The sequence below is a fragment of the Bradyrhizobium sp. 25ACV genome (assembly GCF_054863005.1).
The window spans coordinates 42,554-58,120 of the sequence record NZ_JAVAYO010000017.1; the positions used below are offsets into that span (position 1 = coordinate 42,554).

The 15,567-nt window shown below is 65.1% G+C and carries 18 protein-coding genes; 8 read left to right on the forward strand and 10 right to left on the reverse strand.

All coding sequences use genetic code 11. The annotated features are described in order from the left end of the window. Nucleotides 1-165: 165 nt before the first annotated feature. A complete protein-coding gene (locus RAD04_RS31010; RefSeq protein ID WP_461626839.1) occupies nt 166-1,863 on the reverse strand; it encodes a methyl-accepting chemotaxis protein in 1,698 nt (565 codons plus the stop codon). 246 nt (nt 1,864-2,109) lie between these two features. On the opposite strand from RAD04_RS31010, the gene RAD04_RS31015 reads away from it, so the two are divergent. Further along, nucleotides 2,110-2,310 carry a hypothetical protein gene (locus tag RAD04_RS31015; RefSeq protein WP_461626840.1) on the forward strand — a complete coding sequence of 67 codons (201 nt, stop codon included), beginning with the start codon at nt 2,110-2,112 and terminating at the stop codon, nt 2,308-2,310. Nucleotides 2,311-2,313: 3 nt separating this feature from the next. Here RAD04_RS31015 and RAD04_RS31020 read toward each other — a convergent pair whose 3' ends face one another. Further along, complete coding sequence (locus RAD04_RS31020; RefSeq protein WP_461626841.1) at nt 2,314-2,580, reverse strand: hypothetical protein; 267 nt, start codon at nt 2,578-2,580, stop codon at nt 2,314-2,316. Between RAD04_RS31020 and RAD04_RS31025 the strand changes: the two genes are divergently transcribed. Continuing rightward, the gene (locus RAD04_RS31025; RefSeq protein ID WP_461626842.1) at nt 2,579-2,953 is read left to right on the forward strand and encodes a hypothetical protein; all 375 of its coding nucleotides are present in this window, start codon (nt 2,579-2,581) and stop codon (nt 2,951-2,953) included. The two genes, RAD04_RS31020 and RAD04_RS31025, sit on opposite strands and share 2 nt — an antisense overlap. 303 nt (nt 2,954-3,256) lie before the next feature. After that, nucleotides 3,257-3,511, forward strand: coding sequence for a hypothetical protein (locus tag RAD04_RS31030; RefSeq protein ID WP_461626843.1), 255 nt, complete (start codon nt 3,257-3,259; stop codon nt 3,509-3,511). A 28-nt stretch (nt 3,512-3,539) separates the two neighbouring features. On the opposite strand, the gene RAD04_RS31035 is transcribed toward RAD04_RS31030, so the two are convergent. The 4 genes from RAD04_RS31035 to RAD04_RS31050 form a co-directional block, all read right to left on the reverse strand. Further along, a complete protein-coding gene (locus RAD04_RS31035; protein ID WP_091957651.1) occupies nt 3,540-3,782 on the reverse strand; it encodes a DUF6719 family protein in 243 nt (80 codons plus the stop codon). Between the two features lie 253 nt (nt 3,783-4,035). After that, on the reverse strand, nt 4,036-4,743 hold the full coding sequence (locus RAD04_RS31040) for an outer membrane protein (RefSeq protein ID WP_028141092.1): 708 nt from the start codon (nt 4,741-4,743) through the stop codon (nt 4,036-4,038). 288 nt (nt 4,744-5,031) lie between these two features. Then, entirely contained in the window at nt 5,032-5,466 is a 435-nt protein-coding gene (locus RAD04_RS31045; RefSeq protein ID WP_179879913.1) for a hypothetical protein, read from the reverse strand. 210 nt (nt 5,467-5,676) lie between these two features. After that, nucleotides 5,677-6,078, reverse strand: coding sequence for a His-rich protein BRANT (locus RAD04_RS31050; protein ID WP_461626844.1), 402 nt, complete (start codon nt 6,076-6,078; stop codon nt 5,677-5,679). Between the two features lie 250 nt (nt 6,079-6,328). On the opposite strand from RAD04_RS31050, the gene RAD04_RS31055 reads away from it, so the two are divergent. Both RAD04_RS31055 and RAD04_RS31060 read left to right on the forward strand, forming a co-directional pair. Further along, nucleotides 6,329-6,871 (forward strand): tetratricopeptide repeat protein, encoded by a 543-nt coding sequence (locus tag RAD04_RS31055; protein WP_028141095.1) that lies wholly within the window; start codon nt 6,329-6,331, stop codon nt 6,869-6,871. A gap of 106 nt (nt 6,872-6,977) precedes the next feature. Next, nucleotides 6,978-8,360, forward strand: a complete 1,383-nt coding sequence (locus RAD04_RS31060; RefSeq protein WP_461626845.1) for a serine hydrolase domain-containing protein — start codon at nt 6,978-6,980, stop codon at nt 8,358-8,360. 51 nt (nt 8,361-8,411) lie between these two features. Here the strand turns inward: RAD04_RS31060 and RAD04_RS31065 are convergent, their stop codons facing one another. Further along, nucleotides 8,412-9,980 carry a S10 family peptidase gene (locus RAD04_RS31065; RefSeq protein WP_461626846.1) on the reverse strand — a complete coding sequence of 523 codons (1,569 nt, stop codon included), beginning with the start codon at nt 9,978-9,980 and terminating at the stop codon, nt 8,412-8,414. A 248-nt stretch (nt 9,981-10,228) separates the two neighbouring features. On the opposite strand from RAD04_RS31065, the gene RAD04_RS31070 reads away from it, so the two are divergent. The 3 genes from RAD04_RS31070 to RAD04_RS31080 all read left to right on the forward strand — a co-directional run bounded on the left by RAD04_RS31070 (nt 10,229) and on the right by RAD04_RS31080 (nt 12,260). Continuing rightward, complete coding sequence (locus RAD04_RS31070) at nt 10,229-11,008, forward strand: NAD kinase (RefSeq protein WP_271594181.1); 780 nt, start codon at nt 10,229-10,231, stop codon at nt 11,006-11,008. A 99-nt stretch (nt 11,009-11,107) separates the two neighbouring features. Further along, entirely contained in the window at nt 11,108-11,653 is a 546-nt protein-coding gene (locus RAD04_RS31075) for a response regulator (RefSeq protein WP_008549760.1), read from the forward strand. 28 nt (nt 11,654-11,681) lie between these two features. Continuing rightward, complete coding sequence (locus RAD04_RS31080; protein ID WP_461626847.1) at nt 11,682-12,260, forward strand: Hpt domain-containing protein; 579 nt, start codon at nt 11,682-11,684, stop codon at nt 12,258-12,260. Between the two features lie 153 nt (nt 12,261-12,413). Here RAD04_RS31080 and RAD04_RS31085 read toward each other — a convergent pair whose 3' ends face one another. The 3 genes from RAD04_RS31085 to hisI form a co-directional block, all read right to left on the reverse strand. Then, entirely contained in the window at nt 12,414-13,589 is a 1,176-nt protein-coding gene (locus tag RAD04_RS31085) for a DUF2336 domain-containing protein (RefSeq protein ID WP_461626848.1), read from the reverse strand. A gap of 282 nt (nt 13,590-13,871) precedes the next feature. Continuing rightward, a complete protein-coding gene (locus tag RAD04_RS31090) occupies nt 13,872-14,951 on the reverse strand; it encodes a lytic transglycosylase domain-containing protein (RefSeq protein ID WP_461626849.1) in 1,080 nt (359 codons plus the stop codon). A gap of 176 nt (nt 14,952-15,127) precedes the next feature. Next, nucleotides 15,128-15,550 (reverse strand): phosphoribosyl-AMP cyclohydrolase, encoded by a 423-nt coding sequence (gene hisI / locus RAD04_RS31095; RefSeq protein ID WP_461617983.1) that lies wholly within the window; start codon nt 15,548-15,550, stop codon nt 15,128-15,130. Between the last annotated feature and the right edge of the window lie 17 nt (nt 15,551-15,567).

Sequence of the window (15,567 nt, forward strand, 5' to 3'; positions counted from 1 at the left end):
CAAACACGCTATACTCGCGACCGATGCGCTCCACCACCCCGACAGAAAAGGCCAAGATCGCCGCTGGCGCGGTGACGGCCGTCGTCATGACGGCCGTGCTGTTGGTGTTCGTGCTCGCTTGTCTGCTGGCGCTCTAGAACGCGCGACGGGCGGATGCCGGCGGACTTACGCCGTGCGCACCGTCCGCAGGAATTTCCCGACCTCGTCCTTCAGCCGGTTGCTGTCGGTCGCCAGCATCTTGGCGGTCGAGAGCACCTGCGAGGAGGCCGAGCCGGTCTCGGCCGCTCCGCGCTGCACGTCGGTGATGTTCGAGGAGACCTGCTGGGTGCCGTGAGCGGCCTGCTGGACGTTGCGCGAGATCTCCTGGGTCGCGGCGCCCTGCTCCTCGACGGCCGCGGCAATGGTCGAAGACACCTCCGACAGCCGCTCGATGGTCACGGAGATATCGCGGATCGCGTTGACGGATTCCTGGGTCGCGGTCTGGATGCCGGAGATCTGCAGACTGATCTCGCCGGTCGCTTTCGCGGTCTGCTCGGCCAGCGTCTTTACTTCGGACGCGACGACCGCGAAACCGCGGCCGGCCTCGCCGGCACGCGCCGCTTCGATCGTGGCGTTCAGCGCCAAAAGATTGGTCTGGCCGGCAATCGTGTTGATCAGTTCCACGACGTCGCCGATCCGCGTCGCGGCAACCGAGAGCTCGCTGACCCGTTCCGTCGTGGTGCGGGCCTGGGCGACGGCTTCGCCCGCCATCCGCGCGGATTCCTGCACCTGCCGGCTGATCTCGTTGACCGAGGAGGACAGCTCCTCCGTGGCGGTCGCGACCGACTGCACATTGCCGGTAGCTTCGCCGGACGCGACTGCGACGACCGACGTCAGCTCCTGCGCGCGCTGCGCGGTGGTCGCCAGCGTCGAGGACGACGCTTCGAGCTCGGTGGAGGCGGATCCGACCGTCTCGATGATCTCGCCGACGGCGCGTTCAAAGCCGTCCGCGAGGTTGACCATGTCGCGGCGGCGCTGCTCGGCGGCCTGCTTCTCGACTTCGAGCTGCGCGGCCTTGAGGCGCTCGACTTCCAGCGCATTGGTCTTGAACACTTCGACCGTGTTGGCCATGTCGCCGATCTCGTCGCGCCGGTCCTTCTCGGGCACCTCGGTCTTGAGATCGTTGCGGGCAAGCCCCTCCATGGCGAGCTTGAGCCGGGCGATTGGCTGCGACATCGCCTTGAGGCCGATGAACAGCGCGATCGCGATGCCCAGGATCAGGCCGCCGGCGCTGACGCCGATCACGGTCCAGGTCGCGGCGTGAGCGTCGCGGCTGATGGTGTCCTTGCGCTTGGCGACGGCCTGGGCGGTCTCGGTCACGAACTGAGCGATGCGCGCGAGGGCAGCATCCATGACCGGATCACACTCCTTGTGCGCGCGTTCTGCCGCCTTGGCATTCTCTTCCGGGCTGCTCGCCTGCGAGCCGGCCTTCAGCACCGGATCGCAGCTGGCGAACACGGCTTTCAACTGATCGCCGATGCTCTTGACCTGGCTTGCGCGCGATGGATCATCCTGCTCCGCCGCTTCCAGGAACTGACGGATCTCGTCGCGATTTTGGTTCGCGGTCTTGAGGCGGTTGGCGTTGCCCGCCTCGGTCGCCTCGGTGAGGACCGCATACAATGCCGCGTGATAAGTCTCGGCGCGCCGCTGCGCGCGCGTCAGATTGAGGGCAGCAGACTGCGCTGCGGAGAGTTCGGTAAACCCGTCGACGGTTGCGGAAAGCTCTCGCACCCCGAAGCCCGCGACCGCGGCCAGCGCGCAGCCCATCACGGCCACGATCAATGCGACCTTCCACACGATTTTCAGATTGTTCAAAAAGCTCATCGCAGCCGTCCCAATGATTCTTGCTGACGCATAATCTCAGCGTCGTGCATTGGAACCGGCGGGCGTTAAGATTTAATGCAAACTGAAGGCGTCATCTTACGGAAAAATAACCCTTTTGAGCCTCGTCGTAAGCTTCGCGTAAGCTTCGGCCCATTTTCGGTCGCGCGATCCAGCGTGGCCGGCCTGGAACCGAGCCTCGACGTCGGCCGTTGTCGACCTATGCGGATCAGGGAAGAAAACCGAAATATGTTTCTGCTGGCGACCGTGACGCTGTGCTGTGTCGCCGTGGCCGGGACATTGACGTTGTTCGAGCCGATGCTTTCGCCGGCCCCCGAAAAGCGGCTCGCCGAGACAGCCGTGATCGACGTCACCCGGACACCGGTTCAGACACCGGTCCGGGTGGTTGGCGCACCGTTCGAGCCCAACATCAATCCGCGCCAGCGATAGCGCTCACCTCGGCGACGCCTGCGTGCCCTCCTCGGGCCGACCATGCGCACGCGCCAATTCCTCGACGAACGCGATCACCTCCGCCCGCTTGTCGGGCGGCAGCAAAAGGAACGCGCGGATGAGCCTCAGGCCCTCCACTTCGTCCGACCGTTCTTTTCCGGAATCCATCCGACTACTTTCAGGCGACCGGGAAAAATATGCAATCCCTTCTTTACCGCCTTGATTCGGCGCAGCCGCTTTGCTGGAATGGGGCCGGCTGAGGTGGATCATGAAATGGATCGCGGAACGCGACGCGCTGATCGCGCAGACACTGGCCTTCGTCCAATCGGTGACCGGCAGGAAGGATGATGTCCTTCAGCCGGAAGGGACCTCGGTTGCCACGACAGTCGCGGTCGAGAGCGTTGCCGTGGAGGCCGCCGCAGTCGAGATCGAGCTGACGCAAGCTCCGGTACCGCCCCCACCCACTCCTCTGCCGCCACCGCGGGCGATCGGTGATTTCCGCACCGAGATGCAGGCCCGCATCGCCAATTTCCGCAAGCATCAGGAGCGGTTCGAGCGCGAGCGCGAGGAATATTGTGCCGAAACCCTGACCAAATTGCGCGCCGCCATCCACGACGCCTCCGGCCCATCGGCCAAAAAATAAGGCCGCCCTCCGGTCAGAGGGCCTACAGCCAGGACCATACCAGCCAAAGATTGGCCGCGCAGGCGCCGAATAACGCCAGCGTCAGCGGCAGGAGCATGTGCCCGCAGGAGGTCTTCAGGTCGCTGGTCATGCCGGAAAACATCCGCTGATTCCGCCAAACGAGTCCCAAGGATTCTTTTTTTCCCGATTCAGGACTCGTTAAGGACTCAAGTCCCGGCAACCCGGATCACGGCCCCGTGATCGCCAGCCCCCCGGAACCGGCGGCCCATGAGGTCGTTAACGCGGTTTCCGGGAGCGGGAAGAATGCCCTACGCCTTGTTCTGCAACGACGCCCAGATCAGCAAGGCCTATCCGAGCGAAGCTGACGTCTGGAAGCTCGCGTATCGGAGCGGTCTGGTCGTGGATGTCAGCGCCGACGAGGAGCGTCCCGGGCCACGCCGGGTGCTCGACAACGACTACGAGATCAGGCCCTGCCGGGTCGCCCAAGGTGAGGACCCCGCCCAAAACAAGGCCGAGGCCGACCGCCAGTCGACGATGGAGCTCGAGCTGAATCCGTGAGATCTGGCGGGCGGAGGCCGCCAAGCGATCAGGGCGTTGCGGTTGCCAGGGAGGCCTGCTCACCGGCCAGCACCACGCAGGCCTTGCGGCGATGCAGCCCGCGGATCGCGCCGGTGACCTTGAGCACCTTGCCCGACGGGCAGGACGCGTCCTTGACGAAAGCCACCTCGTAAGGTGCCAGCATCAGAGGCTCGGATTTGAGGATTGTCTGTGCAGAGCACGGCAGGCAGACAAAGCACGAGAGCACCACCGCCGACACCAAGATACGCATGTCCGTCGTCCCACCAGCCCGGTAATTCTCATATAACGCTTTCCGGAGCGCGAGTTCCGTAAGCGGCAAAAATTATTTTTGCTTTACCCAAGTCCCATGACGCGCGTGAGAAGGCGCCCGCCGGAATGTTTTCCTGCAAATGACGCGCCAGATGGTTCACGCAAAGCAAACATGGGGCCGGCAGGCAAGAGGCTGACAAACGAAAGGCCGGCGGGAAGCCGGCCTTTGTCAGAGCGATGATCGCGGTGGAGGGTCAGTAGCGCGAGGCTGCCGGACCGCCCCAACCGAAGCGGTAGTTCACACCGACCTTGACGGTATGCTCGTCCTCCCGGCCGCGAACGCCAACGATGTCGGCCGGACCGGAGGTGAAGGTGGTGCTGCCGAAATTGTAGTACTGGTACTCGGCCTTGGCCGACCAGCTCGGCGCGAACATGTATTCGAGGCCGGCGCCGACGGTGTAGCCGTCCTTGCTGTTGCCGGTGGTGGTGAAGCCCTGCGGCACCCCTGCGACATTGACGCCCAGGCCGCCATTGCGCCAGGCGTAACCGCCCTTGGCGTAGAGCAGCGCCGGACCCCAGGTGTAGCCGATACGGCCGGTCACCGACCCGAGCTGGTCGGTGTTGGAGGTCACCTGCGTGCCCAGCGGGAACGTGACGCCGTTGTTGTTGGTCGGCAGCCAGGAATACTGGGCCTCGATACCCACCACCCAATTGGGCGCGAACTGGTAGTCGAAGCCGCCCTGCACGCCGCCGAGGAAGCGGGCGTCGCTGGACTGGAAGCTGCTGTCGCCGGCGAACGCGCCGCCGACATGGCCGCCGATGTAGAAACCGGTCCAGTTATAAATCAGCTGCGGCGGCGTATAGGCCGGGGCCTTGGCGTAGGTGCGCGGCTGCATGTCCGCGGCTGCGGCCGGCGCGGCCAGCGCAAGCAGAGCAGCTGCACCCAGCAAAATCGATTTCATGATCATCCCCGTTCTTTCATTTACGACACTCAGGAAACAACGTGGCGTGAATTGGGTTGCTTCGCGGCGATGCCGGAACGTTGATCGCTCGTGACTGTGACGGAGGGGGCAACAACGCGATTTTGTTCCGTCACGTCGTCCTGCACCGACTATTTTTGTCGTCTGCGCAGGGCCTGCCGTAACAATTTGTCGCGCGGTCAAACCACCCCGTTCAAAGCTCGCCGAAATGTGATCCAGCGGCTCCGGCAGTCATCGTTCTAACACCCGGCGATGAAGGCGGGCTTTGCGCTACCGCGTCATCTTTTCCAGTTCCGGAAAGGGTACGTAAACCGCGCCGGCGCAGAGCTCGCTCGTGCGGTCGACGACGCGGTCCGCCCGTCCGTTGACGAAGATCACAGCGCGCTCCCGCATGGCCTTGTAGCTGCCATCGGTTTCGCGCGGGGTAAAATGCAGACAGCTCACATAGAACTGCCGGCCGCCGACCTCGCGCTGGACCGGCTCGGCCATGCTGGCCTCGCGCACGCCGACCGGGTTGTTCAGATAGGTGCGCATCAGGGCCAGGATGTCGCCGCGGAAATTGTCGGGAAACGGCTGCGGCCCTCCGGCCTGAGTCCCACCGATGATGGTCGGACGATCACCGTCGCTGCCGAAACATGCCGCAAGCGCCAACGGCAATAACAGGACCGATGCCAAGCTCGCCGCACGTTTCGCCAATCGCCCCACAGATCCCGCTCCCGCTCGAACAGACTAAGCGGACGTTCTAGCCGCAAGGTCGTGCAAAGGGAATTCGCGTCACCGGGGCTTTGCGACGCACGCACCGTCCCGCCGCCGGCGTCTTTCGCTTTCGCGCAAGGCGCCGAGACGACGGGCCGGGTCTGAAGTCCTGTCGCGGCGGCGGGGCAATGCTTGGGATGCCGCCGCGAGAGGATCAGTTTAGCTGCGCTTCTCGGTGGCCAGCGGCTTGGTCACGTCAGGCTGCGCCTTCAGCTTCTTCGCCGACAGATGCTTGTGGTGGTGGCGATGGGTGCGCACGGTCTTGTGCTCGTCGGACGTGACCGCGGCGTTGGCATTCAGCGCCTTCGACTTGGTATCCACCTTGGCGTCCGCCTTGACGTCGGCGGGCTTGACGTCGCCGGTCTTGGCATCGGTCTTGGCCTCGACCTTGGCATCGGCCTTGATGCCGGTGTCCGGTTTCGCGGCGGTGGTCGAGGCCTTGGTCTGGCTCTGATCCGCCTTGATTACCGGGGCCGTGGTGGTCTTGCCGGCCTCGGCGGCGAAAGCCGGGGCTGCGATCACGGAAGCGGCGAGCAAGGCTGCGGAAATGGTCTTCAGCATGGTGGTCTCCTCTTGGAAGGATCTTGAGGCGGCGCCCTCTCGCCTACCCTTCGATCGTGGGTGGGAGCCTAGGGGCGGCGCGCTGAACCCTGTCTGAAGCCCCCTGCAGGCTTCCGTTCATCTGGATGACAAGTTTGTCATCCGCGCCCTGGCGATTAGATCGTGCGGAGCGGGAATGTTTTCGCCAGACGGGTGTTCCGGTCTTCGGGCAATCGTGTAGGATCGCCACGTTCCATACGGGAGAATTTAGATGCGCAAACTCTCAATGCTTGTCGTGCCGGGATTGGTCGCCATGTCGCTGGCGGCCGCGCCGGTGCTGTCCAGCGCCTATGCCGCCGGCAGTGACGAGCCCTCGCCGCCGCCAAAGTCGGACTCCTCCTCCAAGAAGGGCAAGAAGAAGAGCTCTTCCGTCAGCGATCCCAAATTCCTCGCCGCCTATCGCACCGCCTATACCGCGATCTACGACAACCACGACTACACCGGCGCGATCGATCAGTTGAAGTCGCTCAAGCGCGACGACGTCGCCGACGTCGCCAACCTGATCGGCTACTCCTATCGCAAGCTCGGCGACTATCAGTCGTCGAAGGTCTATTACGAGCTGGCGCTGAAGGACGATCCGAACCACGTCCGCACCTGGCAGTATTACGGCCTCTGGCAGCTCGAGCAGGGCAACCGCGAACAGGCGCAGTATCATCTGAACAAGATCGCCTCGCTCGCCGGCACCGACAGCTCCGAGTATCGCTCGCTCGCCACGGCGCTCGACAAGCCGACCGGCGCGACGCTCGTCTACTAAGACAATCGCATCTTCAACCTCGCGAACGGGCACAACCTTTCGGTTGTGCCCGTTCGGCTTTCTCGGCTAGCCTCTCGCATCGATTTTCCCAGCAAATTGGTGCGCAATGGACCCGTGGCTGCGATCCGCGATCGACTACATCGGCTCCTGGATCGAATTCCAACTGACGACAATCCAGCAGCCAGGCGTCATCATCGCATTCGCCCATCGCGGCGAGATCGTCGCCGAGCATGCGTTCGGCCTTGCCAATCTCGACACCGGCGAGAAGCTCACCCCGCGCCACCGCTTCCGCATCGCCTCCCATTCCAAGAGCCTCACCTCGGCCGGCATCATGAAGCTGCGCGAGCAGCGCAAGCTCCGGCTCGACGATCCAGTCGGCCAATATGTCGGCGGCCTGCATCCGCGCGTCGCCGAGACGACGATCGCGCAGGTGCTCTCGCACAGCGCGGGGCTGACGCGCGACGGCGCCGATTCCGGACAGTTCATCGACCGCCGTTCCTATCCCAACGCGAAAGAACTGCTCGCGGAATTGAAGCTGCCGACCGCGATCGAGCCCGGCACCCGCTTCAAATATTCCAATCACGGCTTTGGCCTGCTCGGTCTCGTCATCGAAGCGGTGACCAAGCAACCCTACTCAGCCTGGATCAAGCGCGAGATCATCGAGCCTGCGGGCCTGCGCGCGACCGAGCCGGACGCGCCGCTGCCCAAGGACGCATCGTTCGCGCGCGGCCACACGCGAAAGCTGCCGTTCGGCGAGCGATGCGTGATCCCCGGCGACAATCCCGCACAGGCGATGGCGTCCGCCGCAGGCTTCGTCGCAACAGCCGGCGACACCGCCCGTTTCTTCGCGCAGCTCGCGCCCAATGCCAGGAAGAGCGTGCTCTCGGTCGCGAGCCGCCGCGAGATGACGCGGCACCATTGGCGTATCCCGCAGAGCTTCGAGGGCTATTACGGGCTCGGCGTCAACGCCGGCAAGATCGACGGCTGGGACTGGTTCGGCCATGGCGGCGGCTTTCAAGGCTACATCTCCCGGACCTGCGCCATTCCTGCTTGCGAGCTCACGATCAGCATCCTCAGCAACTCCATCGACGGCGGGGCACCGTTCTGGATGGACGGCGCGATGCAGATCTTGCGCGTGTTCAAGACGCGCGGCACGGCCGATCGGCGCCTGCGCGACTGGACCGGCCGCTGGTGGACGATCTGGGGTGCGAGCGACCTCGTGCCGATGGGCAATCGCGTGCTCGTCGCCAATCCGCAATTCATCAATCCGTTCATGGATGCCGCCGAGATCGAGGTCACCGGCCGCGACACCGGCAAGCTCGCCTGGGCTGCCGGCTATTCCAGCCATGGCGAGCCGGTGCGCCGGATCCGCGACAAGCGCGGCAGGATCAGCGAGGTCTGGATCGCCGGCGCCAACCTCAAGCCGGCGAGCGCCGTGGCGAAGGAGATCGCCCGTCGATATAAGCCGCGCAAACGGAGGCCTCTTTAATCGGAGCATGATCCTATCGGAAAACCGCTATACACTTTTCCGGATCATGCTCTACTCCCTGATCAGCGCCTCGACCTCGCTGCGAAACGCCTGCCGCGAGCCGCCTTGCGAATAGAACATGTGGCCGCCGGGATAGACGACGAACTTCACGCGCTGCGTCGCAAAGGCCGGCATCTGATCGAGCACCCGCTTCGTTCCGAAATAGGGCGTGGCAAGGTCGAACAGGCCGTGCGCGACCAGCACGTTCAGTTTCGCGTCGGTGGCGAGGATCTGGCGCAGCTCGGATACCGATTGCGGCGGGTTGATGCCACGGCCGAAATCCCAGTGACCTTCCACACTGCCGTTCAGGACTTCATAGGAGCCGTCGGGCCGCCAGTTGAGCTTGCGCGTGAGCACGTCGACCGCGGCGCTCGTCAGCGGCGCCTGGAGTGCGTCGCCCGAGGGGTCGCCGAACCGCGAGCTGCTCGAATCCGGATAGGGATCGAAGCCGCGCACCGAGGCATCGTAGCGTCCCGTCACCTTGCCGTTCTTGCGGTCGAATTCGCGGCGGAATTCGCCGACGTCGAAACGGCCGGCAAGCCGGCGGCTCACGGCCTGGTCGATGCCGGTGAGCGCGGCGACCTTGTCGGCAAGACGATTGGTGGCCTCCTTGTCCGCCTCGCCCTTGACGAGGTCAGCCAGGAATTCCCCGCGCGCGTAAGCCTCGACGTCGGCGAGATCGGCGCGCTTGACCGGCCCTTTTGCCTCGCGCGCCACCGCCACATAGCTCGGCAGCGTCGCGACATATTGCAGGAGGCTGGTGCCGGTGAACTCGCGGAAATCCAAGAGCGGCGACACCATGATCAGGCCCTTGACGCCGACGCCGTGCTGGAGCTGCAGCTGGCGCACCACCTTCGGCCCGCGAATGCCGCCATAGCTCTCGCCCGCGACGTATTTCGGCGAGGTCAGCCGGTCATGCTTCTCGAGCCAGCGGCGGATCACCAGCGCGATCGCGTTGACGTCGCCGTCGACGGAGTAGAACGATTTTCGTGCGTCCTCGCCGCTCGCAATGAAGCGGCTGTAGCCCGTGCTGACCGGATCGATGAAGACGAGATCGGTGAAATCGAGCCAGGTCTCCGCGTTCGGCTTCACCTCGGGCGAGGCTGACGGCGACAGCGCTTCGCCGTCGAGCGGCAGCCGCCATGGACCGGCCGCGCCGAACTGGAGCCACGCCGAGGACGCGCCGGGCCCGCCATTGAACAGGAACGTGACCGGGCGCGTGGCGCGGTCGGCGCCGTCGAGCTGGTAGGACGTATAGGCGATGTCGGCCAGCGGCTCCCCCTTGCCGTCGAACACCCGGATGGAGCCGGCGGTCGCGGCGAAATTGAGGGTGCGGCCGGGCAGATCCAGAGTCTGCTTCGTGGTCGAATCCGGGGGGAGACGGTGCGGCTCGGCCGCGGACGGCGAGGCCTGCGTCGCGCTTTGCAGATTGGCGGCGCGCCCACCCTTCTGTCCCGCTGGCGATGCCGCCTCGGAGCGCGGCTGCGGCGGATCATCCGCGCGCGCGACACTCGCGAGCACGGCCGCGGACACGGCCAGCGCGAGCCCGGTTCGTCGCAGCGTCGGCAAGATCGTGAACATGATCGTTCTCCCTGCCCGGCTGTCACAGCCGGCGCGCATCGAACTAGCGCGGAATTGCGACGCTTTGCGGGATCAGCGGTCCGATGGGCAAGTAAGGCGCCGGGGCTGGCTCAAATCAACCCGTTTTGTTCTCTGGATCGACAATCGCCCGTTTGCCTTGAGAGGCGGTCATCCTCGACAATGGAGCCCCAGGTCGTATAGACGAGCCCGGCGGAACTTCCTCCAGCCAGCGGCCTGCCCGACAAGCCATGACCAAGCCCCAGCGATACGACCGCATCGCCTTCGTCGCCAGCCCGAGCAGCGAGGCGCAGGCCGCCTTCAGCCAGCTCACCAGGGACTATGGCAATTGCGACCCCAGGGAGGCCGACGTCGTGGTCGCGCTGGGGGGCGACGGGCTGATGCTCCAGACGCTGCACCAGAACATGCGCACGGGAAAGCCGATCTACGGCATGCATCGCGGCACCGTCGGCTTCCTGATGAACGAATATGCGACGCACGATCTGCGCGCGCGGCTCGAGACGGCGCATGAATCCGAGATCAATCCGCTCCTGATGCGTGCAACCGACGTCAACGACCGCGTCCATCTGCACCACGCCATCAACGAGGTCTACCTGTTCCGGCAGACCTCGCAGGCGGCGCGCCTGCGGATCCTGATCGACGAGCGAGAGCGCATGCCCGAGCTGATCGCCGACGGCATCATCGTGGCGACGCCGGCCGGCTCGACGGCCTACAATCTGTCGGCGCAGGGACCGATCCTGCCGATCAACGCCGCCCTTCTGGCACTGACTCCGATCAGCGCCTTCCGCCCGCGCCGCTGGCGCGGCGCCCTGCTACCCAACACCGCCTATGTCGTGATCGAGGTGCTGGAGGACGACAAGCGTCCGGTCGCGGCCGTCGCCGACCATGAGGAGGTCCGCAGGGTCCGGCGCGTCGAGGTCCTGTCCGACAAGAGCATCTCGATGCGCATGCTGTTCGACCCCGGCCACAGCCTGGAAGAACGCATTTTGCGCGAGCAGTTCGGCTACTGAGCCCCTTGCCCCCGCGCGCTGCGGGAGCCCGGTCGCAACCCTTCGTTAACCCTCGCCACGATATGGTTAACGAAGGTTGACCGCTTTGGCCCGGGCGTCATGTTCCGTATCGACTTCAACAAGCTGCGCTTCCTCGTCTGCGACGACAATCCGCACATGCGCCGCATCCTGCGGACGCTGCTGCATTCGTTCGGCGCCCGCGAGGTCTATGAAGCCGAGGACGGCGCCACCGCGCTCGAAATGTACAGCCATTATGTGCCTGACATCGTCATCACCGACTGGGCCATGCCGATCTTCGACGGCCTCGAGCTCGCGCAGATGATCCGGCAGCCGGAGTCCAAGGGCAACCCCTACGCGCCGATCATCATGCTGACCGGCCATTCCGAGAAGCGCCGCGTCACCGTGGCGCGCGATGCCGGCGTCACCGAATTCCTGGCCAAGCCGATCTCGGCCAAGGGGCTCTATCAGCGCATCCTGAACGTGGTCGCCAATCCCCGCCCCTTCATCAAGACCAAGACCTATTTCGGCCCGGACCGGCGCCGCAACACCAATTCCGCCTATATGGGCCCCGAGCGCCGCGTCGGCGAAAAGCACGAGGTGCTCCAGCAGCCCTCGCTGCTCGACAAGGCCCGCTCATCCATCTAGCGCAACGTCTTCAGACGAGGCAGGCATCATGGCGAAGAACAGCGCAAAGGACATCGAGGTCACGGCCTTCGCCACGCATCAGATCATCACGCAGCCCAACCCCCTGCGGAAAGTCTTGCGCCGGGTCGAAGACAAGGACATGGACGATCCGGTCAGCCGCGCAGAGCAGGCGCTCGCGGGCCTGTCCAGCGAGTTCAAGGATTGGATGACGACCGAGGTCAACCGTCTCTCGGCCGCCTATGTCGCCATCCGCAACGACGGATTCACCAAGGAGCGGCGCGACGAGCTGTTCCGCGCCGCGCACGACATCAAGGGCGACGCCGCGACCTTCGGCTATCCGGCCGCGGCCGGAATCGCCGAGAGCCTGTGCCGCGTCATCGAGCACGCGCCTGATCTGGAAAAGGTGCCGGCCGAACTGTTCACGCACCACATCAACGCCATCCTCGCCATCGTGCACGAGAACACCAGGCTCGACAGCATCAGCGTCTCCGCCGAGCTCAGCCGCCGCCTGCGCAAGGTCGCCGACGACTATCTCGCCCACGTCAACCGCGACCGCCCCGAGCATCTCGAGGTGATCCTCGCGCCGAGCATCGCGCCGACGGAGTAAGGGTTCGGCTCTATCACCACGATCAGAATCGTAGGGTGGGTTAGCGTAGCGTAACCCACCACTTCTCTATTTGCGTGGAAAGCAAAGAGGTGGGTTACGCCTGCGAGCTGCGCTTCGCGCAGCCGCAGGGCTAACCCACCCTACGGCATCTCGCTACGCGGCAATCAGATCGCCATACAGCGGATCGATCGCCTCGTCCGCGACCAGCTCGTCGCAAAACAGCCTTGCTTCTTCTCGCGCGGATTCGGTGGCGAAGCGGCGCAGCAGGACCATCAGCGGCTCGGTGACGCCGCGGTCGGTCTCGCAATGGGTGAGCACGCGCTCAACCATGCGCCGGCGCAGCCGCACTGCGCCGTCGTCGCTGTCGACGAATCCTTGCTCGTGGCAGGCATCGAGCGCGACCTGGAACGCCGCGAACGTCGCCTCGGGAAGCCCGGCGCGGCGAAGCAGCGCGTGCAGGCTGTTGCCGCCGCGGTCGTGCAGCAGCGCGGTGACGCGCGCCAGCGGCAGGTCGGCAAGCTCGGCCAGCGCCGCATCGAAGAGGTCGAGATTGCTCGACAACAGCGCGCGCAAGATGAGACCCGCCGTGAGCTGGCCGGTGATGCGCAGGTGTCGCACCAGGCCCTGCATGTCCTCGCCGCGCGAGCGCGATGCGATGTTCATGGTGGAGCGGTCGCGCGCCTCGAGCGCGATGCGTTCGGCGCGATCGGCGCTGAGCCAGTTCCGCGCCACGACGAATTGCGCCAGCGTCTCGGAGAGTTTCGCGACCAGCGCGGCGCGGGTTGCGGACGGCAGATCGTCCAGCACCAGCATCGCCTCGCGGATCGCGGCGAGATGGCCATGACGCTCGACGATGCGGTCCCAGGAGAACGGCGCGAGCTCGGCGTTGGGATTTTCGATCAGCTCCAGCGCGGCCGCCGCGCAGCCGACTTCGGCGATGGCGGCGCAGACCGAGACCGGCAGCGCGATGCGGCGCGCGACCGCGCATTGCACCTCGTCATTACCGGTCGCGACGATGTCGACGAGATCGGCGTCGATCAGCAGCGGGGAATGTTCGAGCACGGGCAGCGCGACGGTCGGCTGGTCTGCCGACAGCGCCCGCACGATCGAGGCCGGCGCATCCGTGCTGCGCGCAAAGGCCTCGGCCATCGCCTGCCGCACCAGGGGCGAGGGATCGTCGAGCTGCATCAGAAGCGCGCCTTCGGCGGCGATGCGGTCGTCGGTCGAAAGGTCTGAGATCAGCCAGGCCCGGGCCAACGCCCGTGTGGCCTCGGCCCGCTCGCCGGCGGGCGCCGTCCTGATCCAATTGATAAACTGCCGAACAATCATGCTGCTTCCGGCTTACACAACAAACGAAAATGGTGACGGCTCGTCACCTGCAACACAAAATAAACCACGACGCTTAACAAAGCGTTCACCATAACTGGCTGGTTTTATTGACGTTTTGTTAAGGGAACAAAGGCGCTCGGCTTGCGTGCCCGGACGCAGCGCAGCGCGAAGTGATGTGCTGCTGAGCCGAGGGCCCACCATGTTCGAGAGCGCTTGCCGCATGGGTCCCGGCTCTGCGCAGCAACGCTACGCGTTGCGGCGCGTCCGGGACGCAGGACGCGACTAGCTCGAGAACGTACCGCTACGATCGCTGAAAAGATCGAGCGGCTGCGGCGGACGCACATCCGGCGTCGCCGATGCAACTGAAGTCGCTGGTGCGACCGAGGTGAACGAGGCGTTGTTGCCCCACAATTTCTGCACCGTGGTCGAGACCGGCTGCGTGGCATCCCCGGGCTGATAGATCGAACGAAACACCGGCGTGGTCGGGGCATTGTCCGCGACCGTCGTCGGCGATGTCGCACTGACCGGCGTCACCGCGCGTGTGTTCGGGAAGGTCTGGAGATAGGCGGCGTTGTCGATAACAGGCGCGGTCGGCTGCACGCCGCTCGCGCTCGCAACCTCGGTGGTCGACGGCGTGCCGCCATAAATTGCCATCGCGCTGCGGGTCGTTTTCGAATTGGCCGCGCTGGCATAGCGCGCGTCCAGCACCGAATAGACTTCGGAGACGCTGCGGGCGCGGCCGTCCCTGGCGTAGAAGATCGAACGATTGGCGGATGCCGCGTTGGGAAACAGCCGCGCACCGACCGCTTGCGGATTGTCCTCGGCATTGGCGATCAGCTTTGCGGCGCCGCCGACGCCCATGAAATGCGCCATGTAGAGTTCGCTGTCGCTCGGCCTGCGCCCGAGCAGGCCCGTCAACTTGAAGCTGTTCGACTGTGTCAGCGCCGCCGCCATGCTGGAGGCGGCCTCGGGATCGTCGCGCAGCTTCATGATTGACCGCTTCATCGCGGGATCGTCGACGGCGTAGCCGCCCGACGTCGTCCTGGAGATCGCGTTGGCAAAATTGCCATAGCCGAGCTGGGGGCCCGCCTCCTTCACCGTGCCGAGCCAGGTCTGGTCGATGAACTGGTAGAGCCCGTGCGCGGATGACGTCGTTGCACCCGCCGTCGGATCGAAATCCGATTCCATCTTGGCGGTGGTCAGCATGTACTGGAAGCTGACGCCGGAGACATTCGAGGCCTGCTTGATCGCGCCGGCGACGCGCGCCCGCGACGGATCGAGAACCGCCGTCTGCGTGGCACTGGAATTGTCGACCGACATGATGAGGTGCCCGCCCCGCGCGGCGTTGAGCAGCGCCGGCAATTCGGCGCCTGTCGTCTCACCGTGGGACAGGTATGGTTAATGCGGGGTTAATTCGGGGATGGCCCCTCTCCGAGTCATTCCGGGGCGCCGCAGCGCGAACTATGGTGCGCCGTTGGCACCTGAGAATCTCGAGATTCCGGGTTCGGCTCTTTGAGCCGCCCCGGAATGACGGAGAGTCATTTCTTGTAGACCGCGTCCGGATCGAACAGCCGCTCCGCATCGGCGAAGACCAGCTTCGCCCCGCCGCCTTCGGCCTCGACCTTGCGGTAGAAGCACGACCTTCGTCCGGTGTGGCAGGCCGCGCCGATCTGCTCCACGCGAATCCAGACTGCGTCCTGGTCGCAATCGGTGCGCATCTCGATCACGCGCTGGGTCTGACCCGAGGTCTCACCTTTTCGCCACAAGGCATTGCGCGAGCGGCTGAAGTACCAGGCCTCGCCGGTCGCGATCGTCTTGCGCAACGCCTCGTCGTTCATGTGCGCGACCATGAGCACGTCACCGGAGGCGACGTCGGTCGCGACGACCGTCACGAGGCCGCTCGCGTCGAAGCGCGGGAGGAAGGACAACCCTTCCTCGATCTCATGGGAGTGAGCAGACATAGCGACCCTCGCCGTTA

Bases quoted from the DNA above. Each gene is read 5' to 3' on its own strand.
- RAD04_RS31070 (WP_271594181.1), top strand. From the start codon at position 10,229: ATGACCAAGCCCCAGCGATACGACCGCATCGCCTTCGTCGCCAGCCCG.
- RAD04_RS31065 (WP_461626846.1), bottom strand. From the start codon at position 9,980: ATGTTCACGATCTTGCCGACGCTGCGACGAACCGGGCTCGCGCTGGCC.
- RAD04_RS31015 (WP_461626840.1), top strand. From the start codon at position 2,110: ATGTTTCTGCTGGCGACCGTGACGCTGTGCTGTGTCGCCGTGGCCGGG.
- RAD04_RS31055 (WP_028141095.1), top strand. From the start codon at position 6,329: ATGCGCAAACTCTCAATGCTTGTCGTGCCGGGATTGGTCGCCATGTCG.
- RAD04_RS31035 (WP_091957651.1), bottom strand. From the start codon at position 3,782: ATGCGTATCTTGGTGTCGGCGGTGGTGCTCTCGTGCTTTGTCTGCCTG.
- RAD04_RS31025 (WP_461626842.1), top strand. From the start codon at position 2,579: ATGAAATGGATCGCGGAACGCGACGCGCTGATCGCGCAGACACTGGCC.
- RAD04_RS31075 (WP_008549760.1), top strand. From the start codon at position 11,108: ATGTTCCGTATCGACTTCAACAAGCTGCGCTTCCTCGTCTGCGACGAC.
- RAD04_RS31010 (WP_461626839.1), bottom strand. From the start codon at position 1,863: ATGAGCTTTTTGAACAATCTGAAAATCGTGTGGAAGGTCGCATTGATC.
- RAD04_RS31020 (WP_461626841.1), bottom strand. From the start codon at position 2,580: ATGATCCACCTCAGCCGGCCCCATTCCAGCAAAGCGGCTGCGCCGAAT.
- RAD04_RS31060 (WP_461626845.1), top strand. From the start codon at position 6,978: ATGGACCCGTGGCTGCGATCCGCGATCGACTACATCGGCTCCTGGATC.
- hisI (WP_461617983.1), bottom strand. From the start codon at position 15,550: ATGTCTGCTCACTCCCATGAGATCGAGGAAGGGTTGTCCTTCCTCCCG.
- RAD04_RS31050 (WP_461626844.1), bottom strand. From the start codon at position 6,078: ATGCTGAAGACCATTTCCGCAGCCTTGCTCGCCGCTTCCGTGATCGCA.
- RAD04_RS31085 (WP_461626848.1), bottom strand. From the start codon at position 13,589: ATGATTGTTCGGCAGTTTATCAATTGGATCAGGACGGCGCCCGCCGGC.
- RAD04_RS31080 (WP_461626847.1), top strand. From the start codon at position 11,682: ATGGCGAAGAACAGCGCAAAGGACATCGAGGTCACGGCCTTCGCCACG.
- RAD04_RS31040 (WP_028141092.1), bottom strand. From the start codon at position 4,743: ATGAAATCGATTTTGCTGGGTGCAGCTGCTCTGCTTGCGCTGGCCGCG.
- RAD04_RS31030 (WP_461626843.1), top strand. From the start codon at position 3,257: ATGCCCTACGCCTTGTTCTGCAACGACGCCCAGATCAGCAAGGCCTAT.